This is a genomic window from Ketogulonicigenium vulgare WSH-001, from assembly GCF_000223375.1.
Lineage (GTDB): Bacteria > Pseudomonadota > Alphaproteobacteria > Rhodobacterales > Rhodobacteraceae > Ketogulonicigenium > Ketogulonicigenium vulgare.
Genome location: NC_017385.1, coordinates 41,562 through 62,095, shown reverse-complemented (window position 1 = coordinate 62,095; position 20,534 = coordinate 41,562). Strand labels below are relative to the sequence as shown.

At 63.1% G+C, this 20,534-nt stretch carries 20 protein-coding genes; 10 read left to right on the top strand and 10 right to left on the bottom strand.

What is annotated here, in order from left to right; genetic code table 11:
• Window positions 1-112 precede the first annotated feature (112 nt).
• From KVU_RS15280 to KVU_RS15265, 4 genes are read right to left on the bottom strand one after another with little or no spacing between them, the layout of a single operon-like run.
• Window positions 113-760, bottom strand: a complete 648-nt coding sequence (locus KVU_RS15280; RefSeq protein ID WP_013385695.1) for an aspartate/glutamate racemase family protein — start codon at window positions 758-760, stop codon at window positions 113-115.
• Window positions 760-2,217, bottom strand: coding sequence for a dihydropyrimidinase (gene hydA / locus KVU_RS15275; RefSeq protein ID WP_013385694.1), 1,458 nt, complete (start codon window positions 2,215-2,217; stop codon window positions 760-762). The genes KVU_RS15280 and hydA overlap by 1 nt, the downstream gene beginning before the upstream one ends.
• Complete coding sequence (locus KVU_RS15270) at window positions 2,214-3,140, bottom strand: N-carbamoyl-D-amino-acid hydrolase (RefSeq protein WP_014538159.1); 927 nt, start codon at window positions 3,138-3,140, stop codon at window positions 2,214-2,216. Before KVU_RS15270 ends, hydA begins: the two co-directional genes overlap by 4 nt.
• 33 nt (window positions 3,141-3,173) lie before the next feature.
• Window positions 3,174-3,515, bottom strand: coding sequence for a P-loop NTPase family protein (locus tag KVU_RS15265; protein ID WP_014538158.1), 342 nt, complete (start codon window positions 3,513-3,515; stop codon window positions 3,174-3,176).
• Window positions 3,516-3,991: 476 nt separating this feature from the next.
• Here KVU_RS15265 and KVU_RS15260 point away from each other — a divergent pair, with 476 nt between their 5' ends.
• The 7 genes from KVU_RS15260 to KVU_RS15230 are packed head-to-tail and all read left to right on the top strand — an operon-like array spanning window position 3,992 to window position 10,858.
• Window positions 3,992-4,663 (top strand): response regulator, encoded by a 672-nt coding sequence (locus tag KVU_RS15260; protein WP_014538157.1) that lies wholly within the window; start codon window positions 3,992-3,994, stop codon window positions 4,661-4,663.
• Window positions 4,656-6,053, top strand: coding sequence for a sensor histidine kinase (locus tag KVU_RS15255; protein ID WP_013385690.1), 1,398 nt, complete (start codon window positions 4,656-4,658; stop codon window positions 6,051-6,053). The genes KVU_RS15260 and KVU_RS15255 overlap by 8 nt, the downstream gene beginning before the upstream one ends.
• Window positions 6,054-6,110: 57 nt before the next feature.
• Complete coding sequence (locus KVU_RS15250) at window positions 6,111-7,175, top strand: Bug family tripartite tricarboxylate transporter substrate binding protein (RefSeq protein WP_013385689.1); 1,065 nt, start codon at window positions 6,111-6,113, stop codon at window positions 7,173-7,175.
• 53 nt (window positions 7,176-7,228) lie between these two features.
• Window positions 7,229-8,149 (top strand): Fe(3+) dicitrate ABC transporter substrate-binding protein, encoded by a 921-nt coding sequence (locus tag KVU_RS15245; protein ID WP_013385688.1) that lies wholly within the window; start codon window positions 7,229-7,231, stop codon window positions 8,147-8,149.
• Window positions 8,150-8,154: 5 nt separating this feature from the next.
• On the top strand, window positions 8,155-9,135 hold the full coding sequence (locus KVU_RS15240) for an iron chelate uptake ABC transporter family permease subunit (RefSeq protein ID WP_014538155.1): 981 nt from the start codon (window positions 8,155-8,157) through the stop codon (window positions 9,133-9,135).
• On the top strand, window positions 9,132-10,082 hold the full coding sequence (locus tag KVU_RS15235; protein WP_014538154.1) for an iron chelate uptake ABC transporter family permease subunit: 951 nt from the start codon (window positions 9,132-9,134) through the stop codon (window positions 10,080-10,082). The genes KVU_RS15240 and KVU_RS15235 overlap by 4 nt, the downstream gene beginning before the upstream one ends.
• Window positions 10,082-10,858, top strand: coding sequence for an ABC transporter ATP-binding protein (locus KVU_RS15230; RefSeq protein WP_013385686.1), 777 nt, complete (start codon window positions 10,082-10,084; stop codon window positions 10,856-10,858). Before KVU_RS15235 ends, KVU_RS15230 begins: the two co-directional genes overlap by 1 nt.
• Before the next feature lie 279 nt (window positions 10,859-11,137).
• On the opposite strand, the gene KVU_RS15225 is transcribed toward KVU_RS15230, so the two are convergent.
• Together KVU_RS15225 and KVU_RS15220 are read right to left on the bottom strand one after the other, a co-directional pair.
• Window positions 11,138-11,770, bottom strand: coding sequence for a helix-turn-helix domain-containing protein (locus KVU_RS15225; protein ID WP_013385685.1), 633 nt, complete (start codon window positions 11,768-11,770; stop codon window positions 11,138-11,140).
• A 14-nt stretch (window positions 11,771-11,784) separates the two neighbouring features.
• A complete protein-coding gene (locus KVU_RS15220; protein WP_013385684.1) occupies window positions 11,785-12,813 on the bottom strand; it encodes an Ldh family oxidoreductase in 1,029 nt (342 codons plus the stop codon).
• A 250-nt stretch (window positions 12,814-13,063) separates the two neighbouring features.
• Here KVU_RS15220 and KVU_RS15215 point away from each other — a divergent pair, with 250 nt between their 5' ends.
• The 3 genes from KVU_RS15215 (at window position 13,064) to KVU_RS15205 (ending at window position 18,038) form a co-directional block, all read left to right on the top strand.
• Window positions 13,064-15,085 carry a hydantoinase/oxoprolinase family protein gene (locus KVU_RS15215; protein ID WP_014538153.1) on the top strand — a complete coding sequence of 674 codons (2,022 nt, stop codon included), beginning with the start codon at window positions 13,064-13,066 and terminating at the stop codon, window positions 15,083-15,085.
• Window position 15,086: 1 nt separating this feature from the next.
• Window positions 15,087-16,811 (top strand): hydantoinase B/oxoprolinase family protein, encoded by a 1,725-nt coding sequence (locus KVU_RS15210; protein WP_013385682.1) that lies wholly within the window; start codon window positions 15,087-15,089, stop codon window positions 16,809-16,811.
• Between the two features lie 66 nt (window positions 16,812-16,877).
• Window positions 16,878-18,038 carry a M20 aminoacylase family protein gene (locus KVU_RS15205; protein WP_013385681.1) on the top strand — a complete coding sequence of 387 codons (1,161 nt, stop codon included), beginning with the start codon at window positions 16,878-16,880 and terminating at the stop codon, window positions 18,036-18,038.
• Here the strand turns inward: KVU_RS15205 and KVU_RS15200 are convergent.
• The 4 genes from KVU_RS15200 to KVU_RS15185 all read right to left on the bottom strand — a co-directional run bounded on the left by KVU_RS15200 (window position 18,035) and on the right by KVU_RS15185 (window position 20,377).
• Window positions 18,035-18,280, bottom strand: a complete 246-nt coding sequence (locus tag KVU_RS15200; protein WP_014538152.1) for a hypothetical protein — start codon at window positions 18,278-18,280, stop codon at window positions 18,035-18,037. The genes KVU_RS15205 and KVU_RS15200 overlap by 4 nt on opposite strands.
• Entirely contained in the window at window positions 18,274-18,924 is a 651-nt protein-coding gene (locus KVU_RS15195; protein WP_014538151.1) for a nickel/cobalt transporter, read from the bottom strand. The genes KVU_RS15200 and KVU_RS15195 overlap by 7 nt, the downstream gene beginning before the upstream one ends.
• The gene (locus KVU_RS15190; RefSeq protein WP_013385679.1) at window positions 18,906-19,562 is read right to left on the bottom strand and encodes a DUF1007 family protein; all 657 of its coding nucleotides are present in this window, start codon (window positions 19,560-19,562) and stop codon (window positions 18,906-18,908) included. The genes KVU_RS15195 and KVU_RS15190 overlap by 19 nt, the downstream gene beginning before the upstream one ends.
• Window positions 19,563-19,639: 77 nt before the next feature.
• A complete protein-coding gene (locus KVU_RS15185) occupies window positions 19,640-20,377 on the bottom strand; it encodes an IclR family transcriptional regulator (RefSeq protein WP_013385678.1) in 738 nt (245 codons plus the stop codon).
• Window positions 20,378-20,534: the final 157 nt, after the last annotated feature.

Here is a 20,534-nt window from a genome sequence, read left to right as displayed (position 1 = left end):
CGTGGTACCGCGCGGGATTGGTAAAGCCGATCTTAGCGACGGGAAATGGCGTGCGCTGTAACGCTGGCAGGGACCAAGGTTCGCAACCAGCCCCTGCTTTCCCGTCGCGGGCTTAGACGGCTTGCCGGGCGACCAGCGACCCAAGGGCCATGGCACCGGTCGCGATCACGGGGTCGATAATCGCAACACCGGTGCGATCCTCGAGCCGCGTGCGGATCGGCGCCATACCGGCACAGCCCAGCACGACAGCCCCTGCACCGCGATCTTTCAACTGGCCAACCAGATCAACCAGCATATCAAAGACGCGCGGATCATGCCCCGAAGCTACGGCCGAAACCCCCGGCAGCGCGAGTTCCCCCGCAAGACGGCGATCCACCCCCATCAGACGCAGCTTACGCAGATGGCGCTGGACCGAGGCGGGCGACAGCGCGACGATGCCAAAGCGATCCGCGACGGCCAGCGCCGAAAGGATCCCAGCCTCTTGAATGCCAAAGACCGGCTGCGGCACGCGGGCACGCGCCAGATCAAGGCCCGGGTCCGAAAAACAGGCCGTGACGAAAGCCGCCGCATCGGGCCGCCTCGCCGCAAGCTCGGCAAAGGCCAATCCTGCGCGGGCGACATGTTCCTCAGTCGCGACGGTCGCGGGCCCTTCGTCCATGCCGACCACCTCGAAATGATCGCCGAACGGGGCCAGCGCCGCGATAATGCCCGAGGTGACATCGACGCTGCTATTGGGGTTCACCACCAGAATACGTCCCATCAGCGCAGCTCCGTGCCAAAGTTCTGCGCCGGGTCGAATTCCGGCAGCGCCACACCTGGGCGTGCGCGCAGATCAACGGGCGCGCGGCCAAAGAACTGGCCCTGCCCCTCGGTGCCGACCAGCTTGCCATCCGCGATCACGCTGGCACCGCGCGTCAGCACATGCTCGGGACGGCCTGTGATCTGCAAGCCCTCGAACGGGGTATAATCCATATTGTCGTGCTGATCGGCCAGGGTAACGGTGCGGGTGACGTCTGGGTTCCAGATCGCGATATCGGCATCCATACCGGGGGCGATGCGACCCTTGGTCGTGCAGCCAAAGGTCTTGGCGGCGTTGGTCGCGGACAGCGCCACGAATTGTTCAAGCGTGATGCGCCCTTTGACCACACCTTCGGAAAACAGCCACGGCAGGCGCATGGCGATCCCGGGCATACCATTGGCGATCTTGGGATAGGCAACATCAAAGCCTGCGGTGAATTTCCCCGTTTCATCCGCGCGATAAGGCGCATGATCCGAGCTGACGCTTTCAAACGTGCCCATCGCCATATGGTGCCACAGCGCGTCCTGCGTCTCGCGTCCACGCAACGGCGGCGAGCACATGAATTTTGCGCCCTCGGTGCCCGGTCGATCCAGATCATCGCGCGTCAGCGCCAGATATTGCGGGCAGGTTTCCGCGAACAGCTTGGCCCCGTTGAACTTTTCGCGCCGCACAATCGCGGCGCCGCCGGCGGTCGAGACATGGACGATGAACAGCGCCGCATCGGCCAGTTTCGCCAGCTGGATCGCGCGGTTGATCGCTTCTTCCTCGGCCAGTTCGGGGCGCGAGATCGCGTGATAGCGCGGCGCGGTCAGCCCGCGCGCCGCAAGCTGGCGGTTCATCCATTTGACCATGTCGTTATTCTCGGCATGGACCATCGTGATCGCGCCATGTGCGCGCGCCACTGTCAGGATATCCAGCATCCCGCCGTCACCCAGGTTCATCAGATCATAGGTCATGAAGACCTTGAAACTGGTGATGCCTTGCTGAAACGCGCGCGGTAGCTGGTCTTGCAACACCGCCTCGGTCGGGTCCGAGATGATCAGATGCCACGAATAGTCGATGACAGAACGGCGCGCCCGTGCGCCATAGGTTTCCAGCACGTGATCAATGCTTTGGCCGCGATGCTGCGCCGCAAAGGGGATAAAGCTGGAGTTGCCGCCATAGGCCGCCGAGATCGAGCCGGACAGATAATCATCCGCCGTCATCACCCCGGCCGAGCTTTCCTGCGCAATATGGGCGTGCCCTTCGATGCCGCCGGGCATGACGATACGCCCACCCGCATCAATCCGGCGCTCACCGCCCGCGATCTTTTCGGCCACGGCGATAATGCGGCCGTCCTTGATGCCGATATCGCCCGCGAAAACCTGATCCGCCGTCGCGATCTGGCCGCTGTGAATGACCGTATCGAATTGCGTCATTGCGGCACCTCGACCCCCGTTTGCGTGGCGATCCGCGTGTAATGTTCGATCCGGCGATGCTGGGCAAAGTTGAACACGGTCGAGCGGCCAAAGGCGCATTTGTCGAAATCAGCCTCGGCGGTGATCAATTCATCGCCCTCACCCGTGGCGCGCGCGATCACAAAGCCATCGGGATCTACGATCATCGATCCACCGATCATGTGATAACCATCCTCAAGACCACATTTGGCGACCGCAATCGCATAGGTCGCGTTCTGATAAGCGCCGGCGCAGACCGACAATTCGTGGTGATAGAGACGTTTTTCCGGCCCCTCATCACGCGACAGGTTGTTCTGCGAGGGCGTGTTATACCCGATCGAGACCAGCTCGACCCCCTGCAGCCCCAGCACACGCCAGCTTTCGGGCCAGCGGCGGTCATTACAAATCGCCAGCCCCATCTGCACGCCTTGCGATTGTGCCACGTTAAAGCCGGTGTCGCCGGGCAAAAAGTAACGCTTTTCAAGGTGTTGGTGTGTGCGCTCTGGCTCGAACTCGGCATGACCGGGCAAATGCGTCTTGCGATAGGTCAGGACGATATCGCCTGTCGGCGACACGACAATCGCGGTGTTGAAATGCTGCCCCTCGGGGGTCAGTTCGCAAAAACCGAACGAGAAACCCATGCCATAGGCGCGCGCGCGATCGAACAGCGGCTGCACCTGCGGGTTTGGCATCTCGGTCTCGAACCAATGGTCGAAATCGGCGCGGGATTCGGCGTAATAGCGCGGAAAGAACGTGGTGAGCGTCATCTCGGGGTAGGCCAGATAGGACACGCCCGCCGCATGGGCCTGATCCATCAGCGCCAGCATACGCTGTACGACCTGTTCGCGTGTTTCAGCTTTTTGAATACCGCCCATTTGGGCGCCGCCGATGATCATTCGGGTCATATCATACCTTCCTATGTCTTGAATTTTCAATTGTCAGGCCGCGATGCATCGCCGCAAAGCCTTGAGCTGTTCGGGTTTCGGGACGCCAAATTCTGCTTTGGCCGCCCTGTTGGACGACAGTCGCCGGCTATAGGGGTCACAGGATCGGCTGGTCTTGTGCGCGATGCGGCTGCCGTGGATATAAATCTGCCCGCTGATCGGCGCCTCAGCTCGGTCGCAGCAGGGCCGCATCGGTGCGCGCTCGGCGCCGGATGCCCCGATCACACAGACCTGCTTGTCCTTTTTCAGGGTCAGATCGACGGACTTCAGGACCGTCACATCGCCAAGATGCTTGTCAAGCACGCGGACGCGCAAGACCTGTGGCTGCTGTTCCATCGCGATGCCCCCTTGGAAACGCGGCCGGCCTCCTGTGGCTGGCCTGTCGGTTCTGATTGACGGGTAAGGCCCGTGACTTCCAAGACGCGGCGCGGAATTGAAACATTAGTAGAAGTTATGATTTGGCGGCAAAATATCAGGTTCAGTGGCCCAAAATTCAATTTAATATATTATAAATCAGTTATTTAGTTGGGCTATATCGCGCGATTGGCCGCCCAGCAGGTTATGCACTGCGCGCGATAGTATTATGATCGCGCGCGGTGGATTTGCCGTAAGAATGAACGACGCCGCGTAAAAGTTCGGCTGGATCTAAACGCATGATCCATCGACCCCGATCCTTCGCGCACCGCGCCGCATGGGCTGCGCCTTGTCCGACCCCGCAACATCGAAAGCACCTGCCATTACCTTGACCCGCGCATCTCGATCTGCGACTGGGCCTGCATAATCGGATCGCCGCGCCGATGCGGAGGGGCAAAATGCGCTGTCTGCTGGTCGAAGATGATGAACAGCTCGCCGAATGGTTGGTCAAAGCCCTGCGCGCGCAGGGCATCCTTGCCGATTGGGAGGAGCGCGGGCTGCTGGCTGTAAACCGCGTATTGAGCGATGATTACGATGCGTTGCTGCTGGATCTGGGCCTGCCCGATATTGATGGCGGCGAGGTTCTGCGCCGCATCCGTGCCGCCGGCGCCAGCCTGCCCGTCATCATCCTGACCGCGCGCGATGATCTGAGCGAAAGGGTCAATCTGCTGCATATCGGCGCCGATGATTTCATGATGAAACCTTTTGCCGTGGCAGAGCTTGAGGCGCGTCTATCGGCCCTGCTGCGGCGACGCGCAGGCCATGCGCAGGGCATTTTCCGCTGTGGCAGCCTGACCTATCACCAGCACGGCCAAAGGTTCGAGCTGGGCGGCGCGCCGCTGCATCTGTCGCCGCGTGAACATGCGCTGCTGCGCCTGCTGATCCAGCGGGCGGGCGATCCACTGTCAAAGGCGCAGATCCTGGCCCGGCTGGTGGGCGATGACAAAGATCTTAACCCCGAGGCGGTCGAGGTCATGGTCTATCGCCTGCGCCGCAAGCTGGAAGGCAGCGACACCGCCATTCAGACGATCCGCGGCCTGGGCTATATGCTGGATGCCGCCAATGGCTAGGGGCCGCAGCCTGCGCCTTGCGCTGGCGCTGTGGATGTTGCCGCTGAGCCTGTTCGTGTTCCTCTCCTCGCTGTGGGTCACGCATTCCAATATCGCCGCGCTGGCCGATAGCGCCTATGACCGCTCGCTGGCAGGCGCTGTGCGCGCGATCGAGGAGAATATCTCGACCACCAATGGCGGGCTGGGGGTGCAACTGCCCTATACGCTGCTGGCAACGCTGCAGGCCGCATCGACCAGTGTCATCTATGTGCGGGTCAGCACAGATGACAAGCTGGTGCAGATCGGCGATATCGGCCTGCCGCCGCCGCCCGCAATCGGCAGTGATCGCCCCCATTTTTACACCATCACCTATCTGGGCAAAGAGCTGCGCGGTGCCGCCCTGCGCGTGCCATTGGCCCAGCCGCTTTACGGCGCCGATGCGCCGCAATCGCTGATTGTCGAGGTTGCCGAAACCACCGAATCCCGCGCGCTCTTTCTGCGCCGAGTCTCGGATGTCGCCTTCGTGCGCGATCTGTCGATCAGTTTGATCGGCCTTGGCCTGCTGGTGGTCGGCATCGGCGTCTCGCTGCGGCCACTCACGCGGTTGAAAGAGATGTTCGATGGCCGCGCGCCGCACGATCTGTCGCCGATCCCGACCGCCAGCATCCCGACCGAGGCGCGCCCCCTGATCGACAGCTTCAACACATTATTGCAGCGCCATGCGGATCAATATGCCGCCCAGCGACGGTTTTTGGACGATGCCTCGCATCAGTTGCGCACGCCGATCAGCGTCTTGCAGCTACAGGTGGATTACGCGCTCAGCACCCCGTCGCCCGAGGCGCAGCGCGAAGCCATTGCAGCCATGGGTCCGGTGATCGCGCGCGCCACACAGATGACCCGGCAAATGCTGACGCTGGCGCGGGCAGAGAACCTGTCCGCGACCCATGTGCAGAATTGGAAGCAAATCGATCTGACCGCACTTTTGCCCGAGGTTCTGCGCCTACATCTTGCCCCCGCGCGGGCGGCGACTGTGGCGCTGGACCTGGATCTGCCCGATGGCCCGGTGATGATCGCAGGTGACGACACGCTGATTTTCGAAGGCCTGAGCAACCTTTTGGACAATGCGATCCGTCATAGCCCTGCGGGTGGGACAGTCGCGGTTTCCCTATGCAGCGGTGCCTTGGCCGAGATTACCATCCGCGACCACGGCCGCGGTGCACCGCCGCAGATCCTGGCGCATTTGGGCGAGGCGTTCCTGACGATCCGCAGCGACCGCAGCAGTGCCGGCACCGGCCTTGGCCTGTCGCTGGCGCAGACCGTGGCGCGCGCCCATGGCGGTGATCTGGTCGCGGAAAATCCGGCTGATGGCGGATTTCAGATTACCATGCGGCTGGCACGGATGGATTCCTGATTATTTTCGTCAATTGAAAGGGAATTGACAGGTTCGATCCGCTAAAGAGCACGCATAATGAATTTGGACCGCGCTGTGACCCGATTTGCCCGCATCTTTTGCCTGAGCCTTGCGACCGCTCTGACTGCGCTGCCGTTGGCCCTGCCTGCGCAAGACTTGCCGGATCGCATCGACTGCCTTGTCCCCGCCCAACCGCAAGGCGGCTTTGACATGACGTGCCAGCTTTTGGCCGAAACGCTGCCATCGGCTGGTCTTGGGATCACCGCTGTCACCCGTTCCTATCTGCCCGGCGGGGTTGGCGCGGCGGCCTATAGCGCGGTCTCGCATGGCGCGGATGCGCGCGCGGATCAACTGATCGCCTTTGCGGACGGCTCGATCTACAACCTTGCTCTGGGCCAGATGCCCGCGACCAGCGATCAGGCGCCCCAATGGGTGGCGGTTCTGGCGCGCGATTACGGCGCCGTTGTCGTGCGCGGTGACGCGTCATGGCAGGGGCTCGAGGCGCTGATGCGCGAGGCGGCCCAAGACCCGCATCGGATCGGGTTTGGCGGTGGTGGTCTGCTGTGGGGGCCCGACCGGATGCGGCTGTCGCTGACGGCGCGCGCCTATGGCATCCCCTCGGGCAATTTGCGATTCTTGGCCTTCGAGGGCAGCGGTTCGTGTTTGGAAGCCCTGAGCGCGGGTTTCGTGCAAGCCTGCCTGAACGACGCCGCTGCCGCGCAAACCGCGATTGATCAGGGGACGGATTTGCGCATTCTGGCGGTCTATGCCCCGACCCGCCTGCCCGGCGCGCTGTCGGACACGCCCACCGCCCGCGAGCAAGGCGTGCCGCTGGATTGGCCCGTCGCACGCGGTGTGTATCTTGCCCCCGGCGTCGATCCCGCCATCACGGCAGCCTGGCAAGCGCGCATCGGCGCCTTGATGCACACCCCCGCCTATGCCGCCGCACTCGCACGGCTGAACCTGCAACCCGATCCCCTGACCGGCGATGCGCTTCGCGCCGCTATCGCCGGGATCGCAACGACCGCGCAGGCCCATGCCCGCGCCCTGGGCCTTGTCTGCACGCCGCAGCCCCTGTGGCCGCAACGCCAGATCACCTGCGTAAGGACAGATCCCACCTGACGCCATCCGCGCAGCCCCCTTGCCACGCGCCTCTCATCCCAAGGACCCCTTCCATGAGACTGACCCTGACCCTCGCCTGCAGCATGGCGCTGCTGGCACCGGCCGCTTTCGCCGATCCGATCACCGTCAACGACGGCACGCACGAAATCACCCTGCCCGATACGCCCACGCGGGTGGTCGCGCTGGAATTCTCGTTCGTGGACGCCCTCGCTTCGGTCGCGGTCTCGCCCGTTGGCGTCGCCGATGACAATGACATCACCCGCCTGCCGCAAGCGATCCGCGACATCACCGGCCCCTGGACATCGGTCGGTCTGCGCGGACAGCCCTCGATCGAGGATATCGCCGCCCTCTCGCCCGATCTGATCATCGCCGACCTGGACCGCCACGCGGCCGCCTATGACGCGCTATCCGCCATTGCGCCGACGCTGCTGCTGCCCTCGCGCGGTGAAGATTACGCGGATAGCCTGAAATCCGCCCGCCTGATCGGCGAGGCTGTGGGCAAAACGCCCCAGATGGACGCCCGCCTGACCCAACATGCCGCGATCATGCAAGATTACGCGACCCAGATGCAGGCATTGGTCACACCCGGTACCACCGTGATTTTCGGCGCCGCGCGCGAGGACAGCCTCTCGCTGCACGGGCCCGACAGCTATGACGGTTCGGTTCTGGCGGCGCTGGGGCTGACGGTGCCCGCGATCCGCGACGGCGGCGACGCCTATGAATTCGCCTCGATTGAACAGCTGCTGGCGCTTGATCCCGACTACCTGTTGGTCGGTCATTACCGTCGTCCCTCGATCATCGATCAATGGTCAAGCGCGCCGCTGTGGAACGTGTTGAAAGCGGCGCAGGCCGAGGGCCATGTCGTCTCGGTCGACAGCAATGTCTGGGCACGCAACCGCGGCATCATGGCCGCCGAGCGGATCGCCGACGATGCCCTGCACATCTTGCAAGGCACGTTTGCCGAAGTCGAATAAGCCACATGCCGCGCGGCCTTATCATGACCACTGGCACCACCCTACTGGGGGTGGTGCTATTCGCGTGGTCGCTGATCGCCTTTTCCACCTTTCCCCTGTCGATCACGCAGGCGCTGCCGCTGATCGGCTGGGGAGAAAGCAGCACGATGACCCAGATCATTGCGCAGATCCGCGTGCCGCGCGCGCTTTGTGCGGTGCTGATCGGGGGGATGATGGGGCTGTGCGGCGCGCTGATGCAGGGCATTACGCGCAACCGCCTGGCCTCGCCCGCGCTGATGGGGGTGACGGGCGGCGCGAGCCTTGGGCTGGCGCTGGTCAGCAGCGGCGTGATCGCTCTGCCGATTGCCCCGCCGCTTGCCGCAGCAACGGGCGGCGCGGTGGCATGGGCGCTGGTCATGACGCTGGGGGCCTCTTGGTCGCCGGATGCGGCGCGGGTGCGGTTGATCTTGGCCGGGATGACGATGGCTGCGCTTTGCGCGGGGCTGACGCGCCTCGTGGTGCTATTGGCCGAGGAGCGCGCCTTAGGCGTGCTGAACTGGCTGGCGGGGTCGCTGGCAAACACGGGCTATGCGGATGTGCGGTTGCTGGCGGTGACGGCGCTTGCCGCCGCGGTGCTGGCGGCATTTGTCGCCGCGCGGCTGAACATTGTCGCGCTGGGGGACGAGGCGGCGCGCGCCCTTGGGATATCGCTGGTGCCTTTACGCCTTGCGATTTTCGCGGGCGGCTGCCTCATGGTGGGTGTGACCGTGACGGTCACCGGGCCGATTGCCTTCATCGGGCTGATCGCGCCCAATGTGGCGCGGTTGATGGTCGGCGCGGATTACCGCCTTGTGACCCCGCTCAGCGCGCTGTTGGGCGCGAACCTGCTGCTTGCGTCGGATATCGCGGCGCGTTGGGTTGCCTTTCCATCCGAGACACCGGCCGGAGCCATCACCGCGCTGATCGGCGCACCGTTCTTTCTCTTTCTGGCGCGCAGGCCGCTATGATCCGCGCCTTCTCGCTCTGCGCGCTGATTGGCGCATTGTTTTTACTGTCGCTTTGCCTTGGCGCGCATCGCCTGTCGCCCTTGGCGGTGGCGCAGCTATTGGCCGCGCATGATGCGCAGGATTTTCTGGTCTGGAACCACCGCTTGCCACGCGCGCTGATCGCGCTGATCCTTGGGGGCGGCATTGGCCTTGCGGGCGCGCTGGTGCAAGGCGTGATCCGCAATCCCCTCGCCTCGCCGGATCTGCTGGGGGTGACGCAGGGCGCGGGCATGGCGCTGGCGGGCGCGATTTTGCTGTTTCCGGGGCTAGCCGTAAACCTGCTACCACTGATCGCCATCGCCGGCGGCGCTTTTGGCGCGGCGGTGCTGATGCTCTATAATGCGGGGCATTTCTCGCCCCTACGCTTTGCGCTATCGGGCGTGGCGCTATCGGCGGGATTTGCAGGCGTGACGGAATTCCTGCTGCTGACCCATCCCGTCGCGATTAACACCGCGCTGATGTCGCTGACCGGCAGCCTGTGGGCACGCGGGTGGGAGCAGATGCCGCTGGTGCTGCTGGTGCTGCCCATCGCGCTGTTGGCGCTGCCTTTGGCGAAATCACTCGATCTGATCGGCCTTGGCGATGAGACCGCCCATGCGCTGGGTGTGGATCTGGGACGAGTGCAGGTCCGCGCCCTCGGCCTTGCGGTGGTGCTGACGGGAACAGCGGTTGCGGTGCTGGGGCCGGTGGGCTTCATCGGCCTTGTGGCGCCGCATATCGCGCGGCTGGCGACACCGGGGCGCGCATTGGTGATCCTGCCCGCCAGCGCGGCCTTTGGCGGCGCGATCATGATGGCCGCAGATGTGCTGGGCCGCGCGATGGCCCCCCCGCTAGAGGTGCCCGTGGGCGTGATGACCGCCGTGATCGGCGCGCCCTATTTCCTGTGGCTCTTGTTTAGGATGCGCTGATGACCATCGCGATCGAGCTGAAAGACCTGTCCCTGCGCTATGGCGCAACGCCCGTGCTGAACGGCCTGAACCTGCACATCCCGACCGGAAAATTTACCGTGCTGGTCGGGCCGAACGGCTGCGGAAAGTCCAGCCTGCTCAAGGCCCTGATCCGCGCGCTGCCGCTGGCACGCGGAGAGATTACGCTGGATGGAAAAGCGCAGAGCCAAATCCCCCCGCGCAAGCTGGCGCGGCTGATGTCGCTGCTGCCGCAGACGCTGAACGCGCCTGATGGCGTTACCGTGCGCCAACTGGTCGCCTATGGCCGCAGCCCGCATACCAACCTGTGGAACCGTCTGGATGGCAGCGACCGCGCCGTGGTCGATAGCGCCATGACGCGCCTGAATATCGCAGCCTTCGCCGATCGCCCGGTGGCAGAGCTGTCGGGCGGCCAGCGGCAGCGGGCATGGCTGGCGATGGTTCTGGCACAGCAAACGCCGGTGATCTTGCTGGACGAGCCGACCAGCTACCTCGACATCGCCCATCAGGTCGAGGTGCTGCGCCTGTGCCGCGAACTGGCCGACGAGGGCCGCACCGTCGTTGCCGTGTTGCACGATCTGAACCAAGCCTTTCGCTATGGCGATCAGGTCATCGTGCTGCAAAACGGGCAATGTATGGCCGCAGGTGCGCCCCAAGAGGTCGCCCGCGAAGATCTGCTGCACGCCGCCTTTGACATCCGCGCCCGCATGATCACCGACCCCGAGGCGCTGACACCGATGATGATCCTGCGCAAATAACATCGTCTCGGATGCTTTGCCTGCTGACGATATCTTGCGGCGCGGTCAGTGTAATGGGGCTGGGGCGCGGCGTGAACGCGCGCTCTATCGCATGAACGACCGATCCCGCGCGCTGCCTGCCGGTCATCACAATGCAAGGCGCATGACGCGGCTTTCGACCGGCGTTACCTGCATTTTTACACAAGACGCAGGCCGCCCAAACGCACATATTTTGGAAGCACGTCGTGACATATCAGGGTTTTGAAAGATCCTTCAGATCTTGACCGGCGGTCGTTAGCCTTACTGTGCCAATGGACCAACGACCCTCGAACAGACCCATAACACCCGCGCGGGCCTGTCGTCGGGGTTGATCAGCGCATGGCCCATCGTGCTATCGAAATAGCCCGAGTCGCCGACCTCGAGCAGGCTTGGGGCATAGAATTCGGTATGCAGCTCGACCCGGCCTTCCAACACGAAAATAAATTCCTCGCCCGGATGGCGCAGCAGCCCGTCGAACGTATGCAAAGAGCGCGCCTTCACCTCGGCCAGCAACGGCACGAACTGGCGATTGGCGATATCGTTGCACAGCATCTCGTAATCATATTGCTGCGTGCGATGGACAATGCCTTCGCCCTTGCGGGTTACGGCCTTGCGGCCATTGACGGATTTACCCTGCGTGCCGGTGACCAGATGGGTGATATCCACGCCCAAACCCTCGGCCAGTGACAGGATCGTGTCATAGGTCGGGGACATCTGTTCATTTTCGATCTTCGACAGGGTCGAGGCCGCCAACCCGCTGCGCATCGCCAAATCGCTGAGGGTCAGCCCCGCCTCTTTGCGCAAAGCCCGCAGCCGCGCCGCAATCGAATGCGCCGCCTTGCGCCGCGCGGCCGGTGGGATCATCGCTGTCGGCAATGGCTTGGTATCGTCCACGTGATCTGTCCTCGTTAGCCGTTCAATCCAGCTATGCCAAATTGACGCAGTTTGTCGAGATTGGCCCAAGCATCCGCATCCAGCGTCATGCCGCTTTGCAGCGCTTTGGCACGGTTTTTGTGCCGTCTGACACCGGGCAGATGGTCAAGACCGGCCTCGCGCATCGTCTGGGTAAATTCCGCCGCGCGCAGATCGAACGGCAAACCACCGCCCCGCGCGGGGTCGATCAGCAAAATGAACTGGCCGGTATGGGGCGTCACCGCCCCCGGATGGCGCGACCAATCCACCTCGGTCGAGAATTTCCCGCCCGTCAGCGCCGCGCCAAGCAGCTCGATCATCATCGAAATCGCCGAGCCCTTGTGCCCCCCAAAGGGCAGCAGCGCGCCACCCTCCAGCACCAGATTAGGATCGCGCGTGGGCGCACCACCCGCGTCGACGCCAACCCCTTCGGGCAGCAGGCGCCCTTCGGCGCGGGCAATCTGCACATCGCCATGCGACCAGGCCGAGGTTGCCATATCGAACACAAACGGCAAATCCCCCGCGACAGGCGCGGCAAAGGCGATGGGGTTGGTGCCGAACACCGCCCGTTTCGCGCCAAAAGGCACGGTCACGGCCATGGAATTCACGACGCTGAGCGCAATATAGCCCTCATCCGCAAAGGGCTCGATATCCGGCCATAGCGCGCTAAGGTGATGCGAATTGCGGATCGCCAGCACCGCCGCGCCATTTTCACGCAGCTTGTCCAGCAGTAGCGGCCGCGCGGCCGCCAGCGCGGGCTGCGCAAATCCATTTTGCGCATCGACACGCAAAAAACTGGGTGCCGCATCTTCGACCACCGGCTGCGCCGCGCCATCCACCCACCCCGAGGCCAGCGTGCTGACATAGCCGCGCATCCGGAAAATACCGTGGCTTTTCGATCCGTCCCGCTCGCAGGCGGCGCAATTTTGGGCGATGATCGCGGCCACATCTGGGCTGGTCCCCGCCTTTTGCAGGATGTCCTCTAGCACGATGACAAGCTCATCAAACGATAGGCGCTGCGCCATACCGGCCCTCACTGCGATTCATTTCCTATAGGAAATTTACTATAGCCTCGCCTGCCCCCACGCAAGCATTGCAAGACAAAAGACAACTTATTCAGCAAATACGAGGGGCGGCGGGAATCCTCTCATAATACGTTAAGTATACATATTGACTTACGCCCCGCCGCATGCAGATTAACTTTCCTAAAGGAATGTTGTTGCCAAAACGCGCGGCACGCTAAAATTCCACCAGACCAACAGAAGGAGCGGCCCTATGGCTACGCGTATCGGTGTCGACATCGGCGGCACGTTTACCGATCTTGTCTATTTCGACGAGGCCACCGGCAAAACGGTCGAGGGCAAGGTGCCCACCGTCCCCTCGGCCCCAGAGGAAGGCGTCGTCGCCGCCATCACCGGCCATGTGCCGCAAGAGATCATTGAAAAGGCAGAATTCTTTCTGCACGGCACCACGGTTGGCCTGAATGCACTGCTAGAGCGGCGCGGCTCAAAGGTCGGGCTGATCACGACGCAGGGTTTCCGCGATGTGCTGGAAATCCGTCGCGGCGACCGCGCCGAAATGTATAACCTGTTCTGGAAACAGACCGAGCCGCTGGTCCCCCGCAGCCTGCGATTGGAAGTCACCGGCCGTATGCTGGGCACCGGCGCAGAATATATCCCGCTGGACGAGGATACCGTCCGCGCCGCCGTCGCACAGTTGATCGCCGCCAAGGTGGATGCCATCGCCGTCTCGCTGATCAACGCCTATGCCAATCCCGCGCATGAGCTGCGCGTGGCCGAGATCATCGCCGAGGCGGGCTTTACAGGCGGCGTCTCGCTGTCGCATAAGATCTCGGGCGAGTATCGCGAATACGAACGTACCTCGACCACCTGTATCGACGCTTTCGTGCGCGGCCGTATGGCCAATTACCTGCGCCGTCTGGATGGCAAGCTGCGCGAGCTGGGCTTTAAGGGCACCTCGCTGATTACCCGTTCCGGCTCTGGCTCGATGACCTTTGCCGAGGCCGAAGATCGCCCGTTTGAAACCATCATGTCCGGCCCCGTCGGCGGCGCCCAAGGCGCGGCAGAACTGGCGAAAATCCTCAATATCAAGGCGCTTGTGACCGCAGACGTCGGCGGCACCAGCTTTGATACAGCGCTGGTGATCGACGGCAAACCGCAGGTTTTGTTTGAAGGCGTAATCGACAATATGCCGATCCAAAGCCCCTGGGTCGATGTACGCTCGATCGGATCGGGCGGCGGCTCGATCGCCCATATCGATCCGGGCGGCTTGATGCGCGTCGGACCCCGTTCCGCCGCCGCCGTGCCCGGCCCGGCCTGCTACGGCAAGGGCGGGGTGGAACCCGCGATGACCGATGCCGCCGCTTGGCTTGGGATGCTGGGCCCCGGCGATCTCGCCTCGGGGATCACCCTCGATATCGGCAAGGCAAAGGCGGCGCTGGACTCCGTGGGCCAGCATATCGGTCAGGACGCCGAACATACCGCCGCAGGCGTCATGCGCATTTCATCCGCCGCAATGGCCAATGCGATGCGGGAAATCTCGCTCGATCAGGGGCTTGACCCCCGCACCATGACCCTGCTGCCCTTTGGCGGCGCGGGGCCGCTGATGGGCACGCTGCTGGCGGACGAGCTGGGCATGAACCAGATCATAATCCCGCCGCTGGCGGGGAATTTCTCGGCTTGGGGGCTGCTCGGTGCCGATATGGTGCAATCCACCGCCCGTACCCGCGTGATGGATTTCGCGGCAGGCGCGGCGGGTGCGATCAACGCAACGCTTACCGATCTGTTCAGCGCGCTGGAAACCCGCAGCGCCGCCCATGCGGATGAGGCGGTGAAATCCGCCCGCCTCGACCTGCGCTATAAGGGACAGGAACACACGCTGTCGATCGAGGTCGCCACACAAGGTGGCGCGCTGGCCGAGGCCGAGGCCGACATTCTGAACCGCTTTGTCAGCGAATATGCCCGCACCTTTGGCGGCACGATGAACCAAGATGTGGAACTCGTCTCGATCCGCGCCAACACGACCGTGCCGCTGCCGCAGCGGCAGCTCAGCTATACGCCCAAACGCAGCGATGGCGCCGATGACCGCGTGATGGATGTCTATTCGTTCGAGCGTCAAACCCGCCTGCCCTTCCGCATCATCCCGCGCGGGCGGATCACCGGCAAAATCACGGGCCCCGCGATTGTGACCGAGGATACCACGACCACCTATGTCGATGCCGATTGGACGATCACCAACGGCAGCGCTGGCGAAATCATTCTGGAACGGATCGCGTAATATGAAAAAGACCTATGATCCCATCATCCATAACGCCGGTAAATTCGGCCGCACCACCGAGGCAAAGGCGGATCCCGTCACGACCGAGGTGATCCGCCACGCGCTGAACTCGGCCGCGAACCAGATGAAACGCGCGCTGATCCGCACCTCCTTTTCGCCGATCATCTACGAAGTGCTGGATTTTGCCGTCGCCATCTATGATGCCGAAATCCGGATGCTATCGCAGGCCCCCTCGCTGCCGATGTTCATGGGCACGCTGTCGTTTTGCATCGACGAGGCGGTGAAGGCCATCGGCGGCCCCGAAAATCTAGAGCCGGGCGATGCGCTGATCTATAACTGGCCCTTCGGCACTGGATCGCACCCGCAGGACATGGTCATCATCATGCCGGTGTTCTATCAGGACACCACGCTGATCGGTTACACCGCGATCAAGGGTCACTGGCTGGATATCGCCGCCAAAGACCCCTATTGCACCGATACCACTGACGTTTTCCAAGAGGGCGTCATCTTCCCCGGCATCAAGATCTATAAAAAAGGTGTCCTCAACGACGACATCTTTCGCATGATCATGGCCAATACCCGCGTCCCCCATATGGTGCGCGGCGATCTGGATGCGCAGGTCACAGGCTGCCGCGTCGGCGTGAAATCCCTGCTGGAAGTGGTCGAGCGTTTCGGCCTTGAAACCTATCGCGCCGCCGTCGACGATATGTTCGACCACGGCGAGCGGATCGTGCGCTCTTATTTCGAAAAGATCCCCGATGGCCGCTATGTCGGCAAAGGCGAGATGGACAATAACGGCGTCACCAAAGACCGCATCCCGTTCGAGGTCGCGATCGAGGTGAAGGGCTCGGATGTCACCATCGACTTTTCTGGCGTGCCCGATGAACAGGCAGGGCCCACGAACTCGCCGCTGCCGACCACGATCTCGGTCTGCCGCGTCGCGATCACCATGCTGGCCGGTTACGGCGAGGCCCCGCATGAGGGCCATTTCCGCCCGATCAAGGCGATCACGCGCCCCGGCTCGATGTTCCACCCGCTGCCGCCCGCACCCAGCTTTATCTATGGCTGGCCCGGCCTGCAGGCGATCGAGGTGATTTATAACGCGATCTCGAACGCCATGCCAAAGGCGGTTCCGGCGCAATCGGGCGGCTGTATCTGTTCCATCGTCGCATGGGGCCAGCGCGAGGAGACGCGCGAGCCTTGGGCCGACGGCACGCCGCTGCCCACCGGACAGGGCGCATGGGATGGCGGTGATGGCGGCATCATGCTGCATATCTCGGAATCCGCGACGCGCTTTACCCCCGCCGAGGTCTGGGAACACCGCAACCCGTGGATCATCGAGCAACTGGCGATGGCGCAGGATTCGGTCGGCCCCGGCAAATGGCGCGGCGGCCCCGGCCTGAACCTCGATATCCGCACGACCGAGGACACGCTGGTCACCACCGTCTTTGAACGCACGCTGAACAACCCTTGGGGTCTGCAAGGCGGCGGCGAAGCACGCCCGAACAACTGTCTGGCGACCATGCCCGATGGCGAGGTGCATGCCATTCCCAAGGCGACCCACTTCCTGCTGCCAAAAGGCGCTGTCTTGCAAATGCGTACCGGCGGCGGTGGCGGTTACGGCGATCCCGCAGATCGGCCGGTCGAGGCCGTAAAGCGCGATATCGAGGAGGGTTACATCTCGGAATCCTTCGCCCGCCAGCACTACCCGCACGCCTTCGGCTAGGCGGGAACGGGCGCGGCCTTTCCTCTCCCGGGGGCCGCGCCTTTATATTTTATAAGGGGTTACACCATGCCGCTTTTGAACAGCACCGCCGCGAACCTTGCCGAAGTGACCGGCTGGCGGCATGACTTCCACGCCCATCCTGAAATCCTATACGAGGTGCACCGCACGGCCGCCCGCGTCGCCGAGCTACTGACCAGCTTTGGCATCGACGAGGTCGCCACCGGCCTTGGCCGCACCGGCGTTGTCGGCATTATCCACGGCAACCGCCCCGGCAAAATGATCGCGCTGCGCGCCGAAATGGACGCCCTGCCGATGCCCGAGGAAACCGGCCTGCCCCATGCCTCGACCATTCCCGGCGCGATGCATGCCTGCGGCCATGACGGCCACAGCGCCATGCTGCTCGGCGCCGCGAAACACCTGGCCGAGACGCGCGATTTCGCGGGTTCGGTCGCCCTCATCTTTCAACCGGCTGAAGAGGGCGGCAAAGGCGCGCTGGCGATGGCCGAGGATGGCCTGTTCGACCGCTGGCCGATCAGCGCCTGTTATGCGATGCACAATATGCCGGGCCTGCCCCTTGGCACATTCGCAAGCGTGGCGGGCGGGATCATGGCATCCGCCGATAAATTCAACATGACCCTTAAGGCCACCGGCGGCCATGCCGCTTGGCCCCATACAACCCCAGATCCCATTGTCTGCGCAGGACAAATCATCGGCGCGGTGCAGACCATCGTCTCGCGCGAGGCGAACCCGCTCTTGGCCTCGGTCATCTCGATCACGCAGGTGCATGGCGGCAGCGCGCATAACGTCATCCCGGCCGAAGTGACGCTGGCGGGCACCCTCCGCGCCCTCGACCCCGGTTTGCGCCAAAGAAACGCGGCGCGGCTCGAGCAGATTGCAAAAGGCATCGCCGCGACGATGGGCGTTGAGGCACAGGTCGAGGTGCAATTTGGCAGTGGCGTTGTGATGAATGACCCGCGCGAGCTTGCCCTGTGCATGGATGTCGCGCGCGATCTGATGGGGCCGGATATGGTCGATGCGCATATGGTGCCCCTGATGGGCGGCGATGATTTTTGTTTCCTCGCCGAGCGTCGCCCCAGCTGCTATGTCTTTGTCGGGAATGGCGAAAGCGCCGGGCTGCACACCACGAAATACGATTTCAACGATGATCTGATCCCGATCGGCATCAGCTATTGGATCAACCTCGTCCAGCGCGCGACCGCCAGCTAAAGCAGCCGGATCAACACCGATCCGGCGATCACGGCAATCGCGAAACCAAACAGCAGCTCGATCATCGCGGTGATCGGGCGCAGGGCCGCGCCGCCTTCAGGCAGCGACAGCAGCACCCCGCGCCGCATCAGCGCCGCACCAATGCCTGCGGTGCCCGTAACCGCCATCGTGCCCACGCCCATCACCAGCGCGCCGATGATCCCTAGCGCGTCCAGCCCCAGCCGCCAGGTCAGGATCAGCAAAAACAGCGCGCTCGTGCAGGGCCGCAGCGCGACCCCAGCACCAGCACGGCCACCTCGCGCCAATCCTTCGCCGCCGCCAGCGCCTGCGGGTCGGGCGCATGGCTGTGCCCGCAACTGCAATCATGATCGTGATGGTGATGGTGATGCGCGACCTTTGCGGGCCGCAGGCGCCGCAGCCCGCGCCAGACCAGCATCAGACCCAAGCCGGCCACCAGCGCGAATGAAAAGGGCTCGATATAGGCGGCCAACTCCTCGATGCGGTCGCGCGCGCCGTCCAGCAGCCAGACCGCCCCATAGACCAGCGCAATCGCAACCAGCGCTTGGCCGAGGCTCGACAGCGCGGCCAGCCCCGCCATCCAGCGCACACCCGCACCCGAGGCCGCCCCATAGGCAGCAATGACCGCTTTGCCATGGCCCGGCCCGATCGCGTGCAAGAAACCATGCATGAAACACAGCGTCAAAAACCCGATCACCGCCCCCGACTGACCGCTGCGCAGGGCGCGCAGCGCGCCTGCCAGCGCATCTTGCGCCTCACGCTGCATGCCGACGGCCTGCCGCGCGATGACATCGGGCAGCCCCAGGGCCAGCGCCACCGACAGGGCGATAACCGCCAGAATTGAAACACTTACTGCAAGGGCGCGCATGTCACATTCACCATATCTGCAAAAGCGCCGCCAACCTCGGGATACATGCCAAAGTCCGCGATATCTTCCTCGGTCAATTCCGACAAAAGCTGATCATAAAGCTGCTGCGCCGCGTTCAAATCGGCCTGCGCCACCGCCACATCGCAATCCGCGCGACCTTGCAACTCGGGCGGCCCCGCCAGATCGTAAAAGGCATAATAGGTCGGATCATAGGCCTGCACGGTGATTACCCCCGCATCAGGTTGCAACGGCACCGCCAGCGCCCGCCAATACGACATGATCAGCCGCCCGTCCTGATAATCAATCGCCACATCTTGCGGGCTTTGCAGGCTAACCGGCTGCCCATCCGCGGTAAAATAAAGATCGCCCAAGAAATCATCCGGCCAAAGGCTCAGCCGCGCCGCCATCGCATCCGCCTCGGCGGCGGTCAGTGCGCCATCGGCATCGGGGTCCATGCCCTGATCGGCCAGCATCAACATCGAGGTGAAATCATCCCACACCCATCGCACATCCACTGTGGCGATCTGACCCGCCGCATCGAAATGCAGCACCAAGGATGTATCAATGAATTCATGCGGATGCGCGCCAGCAGCCAGCGGCGCACACAGGGAAAGAGTTATGAGATAACATCGCAACATGCGCCCTGATAGCGCGGCGCGCAGGGCAATGCCAATAAAACCGTCAGTAAAACCGTCGCAGCTGCGCCAAAACGCGCCTATTCCACCGCGCGGGCCAGATCCGCACGCAGATCGTCCAGCAACGCGCCGATCTGGGCTTTCAGCGCCTCGGTCGCCAGATTTGTCGGATAGGAAATAACGATCCCGATCACCTCGCGGCTGTCGGTATCGCGCACCGCAACCGCCTGCGAGGACACGCCCTCATAGGAATTGTTCACCGACATCGACCGCCCCGTGGCCCGCACATCTGCGATACGCTGCGCCAGATCCGCCATATCCTGCGGTGCGGTGGGCGTCACAAAAGGCAGCGGGTTCGGCACGCGTTTCAGCCATTCATCCCCCGGCATCAGCGCCAGCATCGCCCGCCCGTTCGAGGTGGCAAACGCCCAGGCCCGCGCTGCGGGGGTCGAGGCGATCGCCAGCGGTGACGAGCCCCGCGCCACCCACAGAACAGACATGTGATAGCCGTCAAACACTGTAATATAACCGGTATGGCCGCAAGTCTCGCAGGCGCGGCTTAGCAGTTTTTGCACCGTATCCAGAAAGCTCAGATGGATGCGATAGATCTGCCCCAGTTGAAACAGCCGCTGGCTGGGCCGGTACAGGCGGGTTGATTCGTCATAGGCCAAAATGCCGCTTTCACGCAAAGTTTTCATCGCCCGCGACAGGCTGGCTTTTGGCAATCCGGTGATCTGGCCGATGCGCGCCTGGCTCAGCGCATGCTCTTCGAACGAAAAACAATCCAGAATGGCGATTCCATTATCAAGTGCGCTCATCTTCTGCCTGTTTGCTTAGCGTTGCATAAATTGTTCCACATTTGGAACCATGGATCAAGTGTGAAACACACTAGACAGAGGAAATTTCCGATATACACTAAACGAAACTTCTTCACGCTTGGAAACACCACAAGCGGGGGTCCATCCAAAACCGAAA

Bases quoted from the DNA above. Each gene is read 5' to 3' on its own strand.
- KVU_RS15215 (WP_014538153.1), top strand. From the start codon at position 13,064: ATGGCTACGCGTATCGGTGTCGACATCGGCGGCACGTTTACCGATCTT.
- KVU_RS15220 (WP_013385684.1), bottom strand. From the start codon at position 12,813: ATGGCGCAGCGCCTATCGTTTGATGAGCTTGTCATCGTGCTAGAGGAC.
- KVU_RS15245 (WP_013385688.1), top strand. From the start codon at position 7,229: ATGAGACTGACCCTGACCCTCGCCTGCAGCATGGCGCTGCTGGCACCG.
- KVU_RS15255 (WP_013385690.1), top strand. From the start codon at position 4,656: ATGGCTAGGGGCCGCAGCCTGCGCCTTGCGCTGGCGCTGTGGATGTTG.
- hydA (WP_013385694.1), bottom strand. From the start codon at position 2,217: ATGACGCAATTCGATACGGTCATTCACAGCGGCCAGATCGCGACGGCG.
- KVU_RS15280 (WP_013385695.1), bottom strand. From the start codon at position 760: ATGGGACGTATTCTGGTGGTGAACCCCAATAGCAGCGTCGATGTCACC.
- KVU_RS15260 (WP_014538157.1), top strand. From the start codon at position 3,992: ATGCGCTGTCTGCTGGTCGAAGATGATGAACAGCTCGCCGAATGGTTG.
- KVU_RS15195 (WP_014538151.1), bottom strand. From the start codon at position 18,924: ATGCGCGCCCTTGCAGTAAGTGTTTCAATTCTGGCGGTTATCGCCCTG.
- KVU_RS15185 (WP_013385678.1), bottom strand. From the start codon at position 20,377: ATGAGCGCACTTGATAATGGAATCGCCATTCTGGATTGTTTTTCGTTC.
- KVU_RS15240 (WP_014538155.1), top strand. From the start codon at position 8,155: ATGCCGCGCGGCCTTATCATGACCACTGGCACCACCCTACTGGGGGTG.
- KVU_RS15190 (WP_013385679.1), bottom strand. From the start codon at position 19,562: ATGTTGCGATGTTATCTCATAACTCTTTCCCTGTGTGCGCCGCTGGCT.
- KVU_RS15210 (WP_013385682.1), top strand. From the start codon at position 15,087: ATGAAAAAGACCTATGATCCCATCATCCATAACGCCGGTAAATTCGGC.
- KVU_RS15235 (WP_014538154.1), top strand. From the start codon at position 9,132: ATGATCCGCGCCTTCTCGCTCTGCGCGCTGATTGGCGCATTGTTTTTA.
- KVU_RS15265 (WP_014538158.1), bottom strand. From the start codon at position 3,515: ATGGAACAGCAGCCACAGGTCTTGCGCGTCCGCGTGCTTGACAAGCAT.
- KVU_RS15270 (WP_014538159.1), bottom strand. From the start codon at position 3,140: ATGACCCGAATGATCATCGGCGGCGCCCAAATGGGCGGTATTCAAAAA.
- KVU_RS15250 (WP_013385689.1), top strand. From the start codon at position 6,111: ATGAATTTGGACCGCGCTGTGACCCGATTTGCCCGCATCTTTTGCCTG.
- KVU_RS15205 (WP_013385681.1), top strand. From the start codon at position 16,878: ATGCCGCTTTTGAACAGCACCGCCGCGAACCTTGCCGAAGTGACCGGC.
- KVU_RS15230 (WP_013385686.1), top strand. From the start codon at position 10,082: ATGACCATCGCGATCGAGCTGAAAGACCTGTCCCTGCGCTATGGCGCA.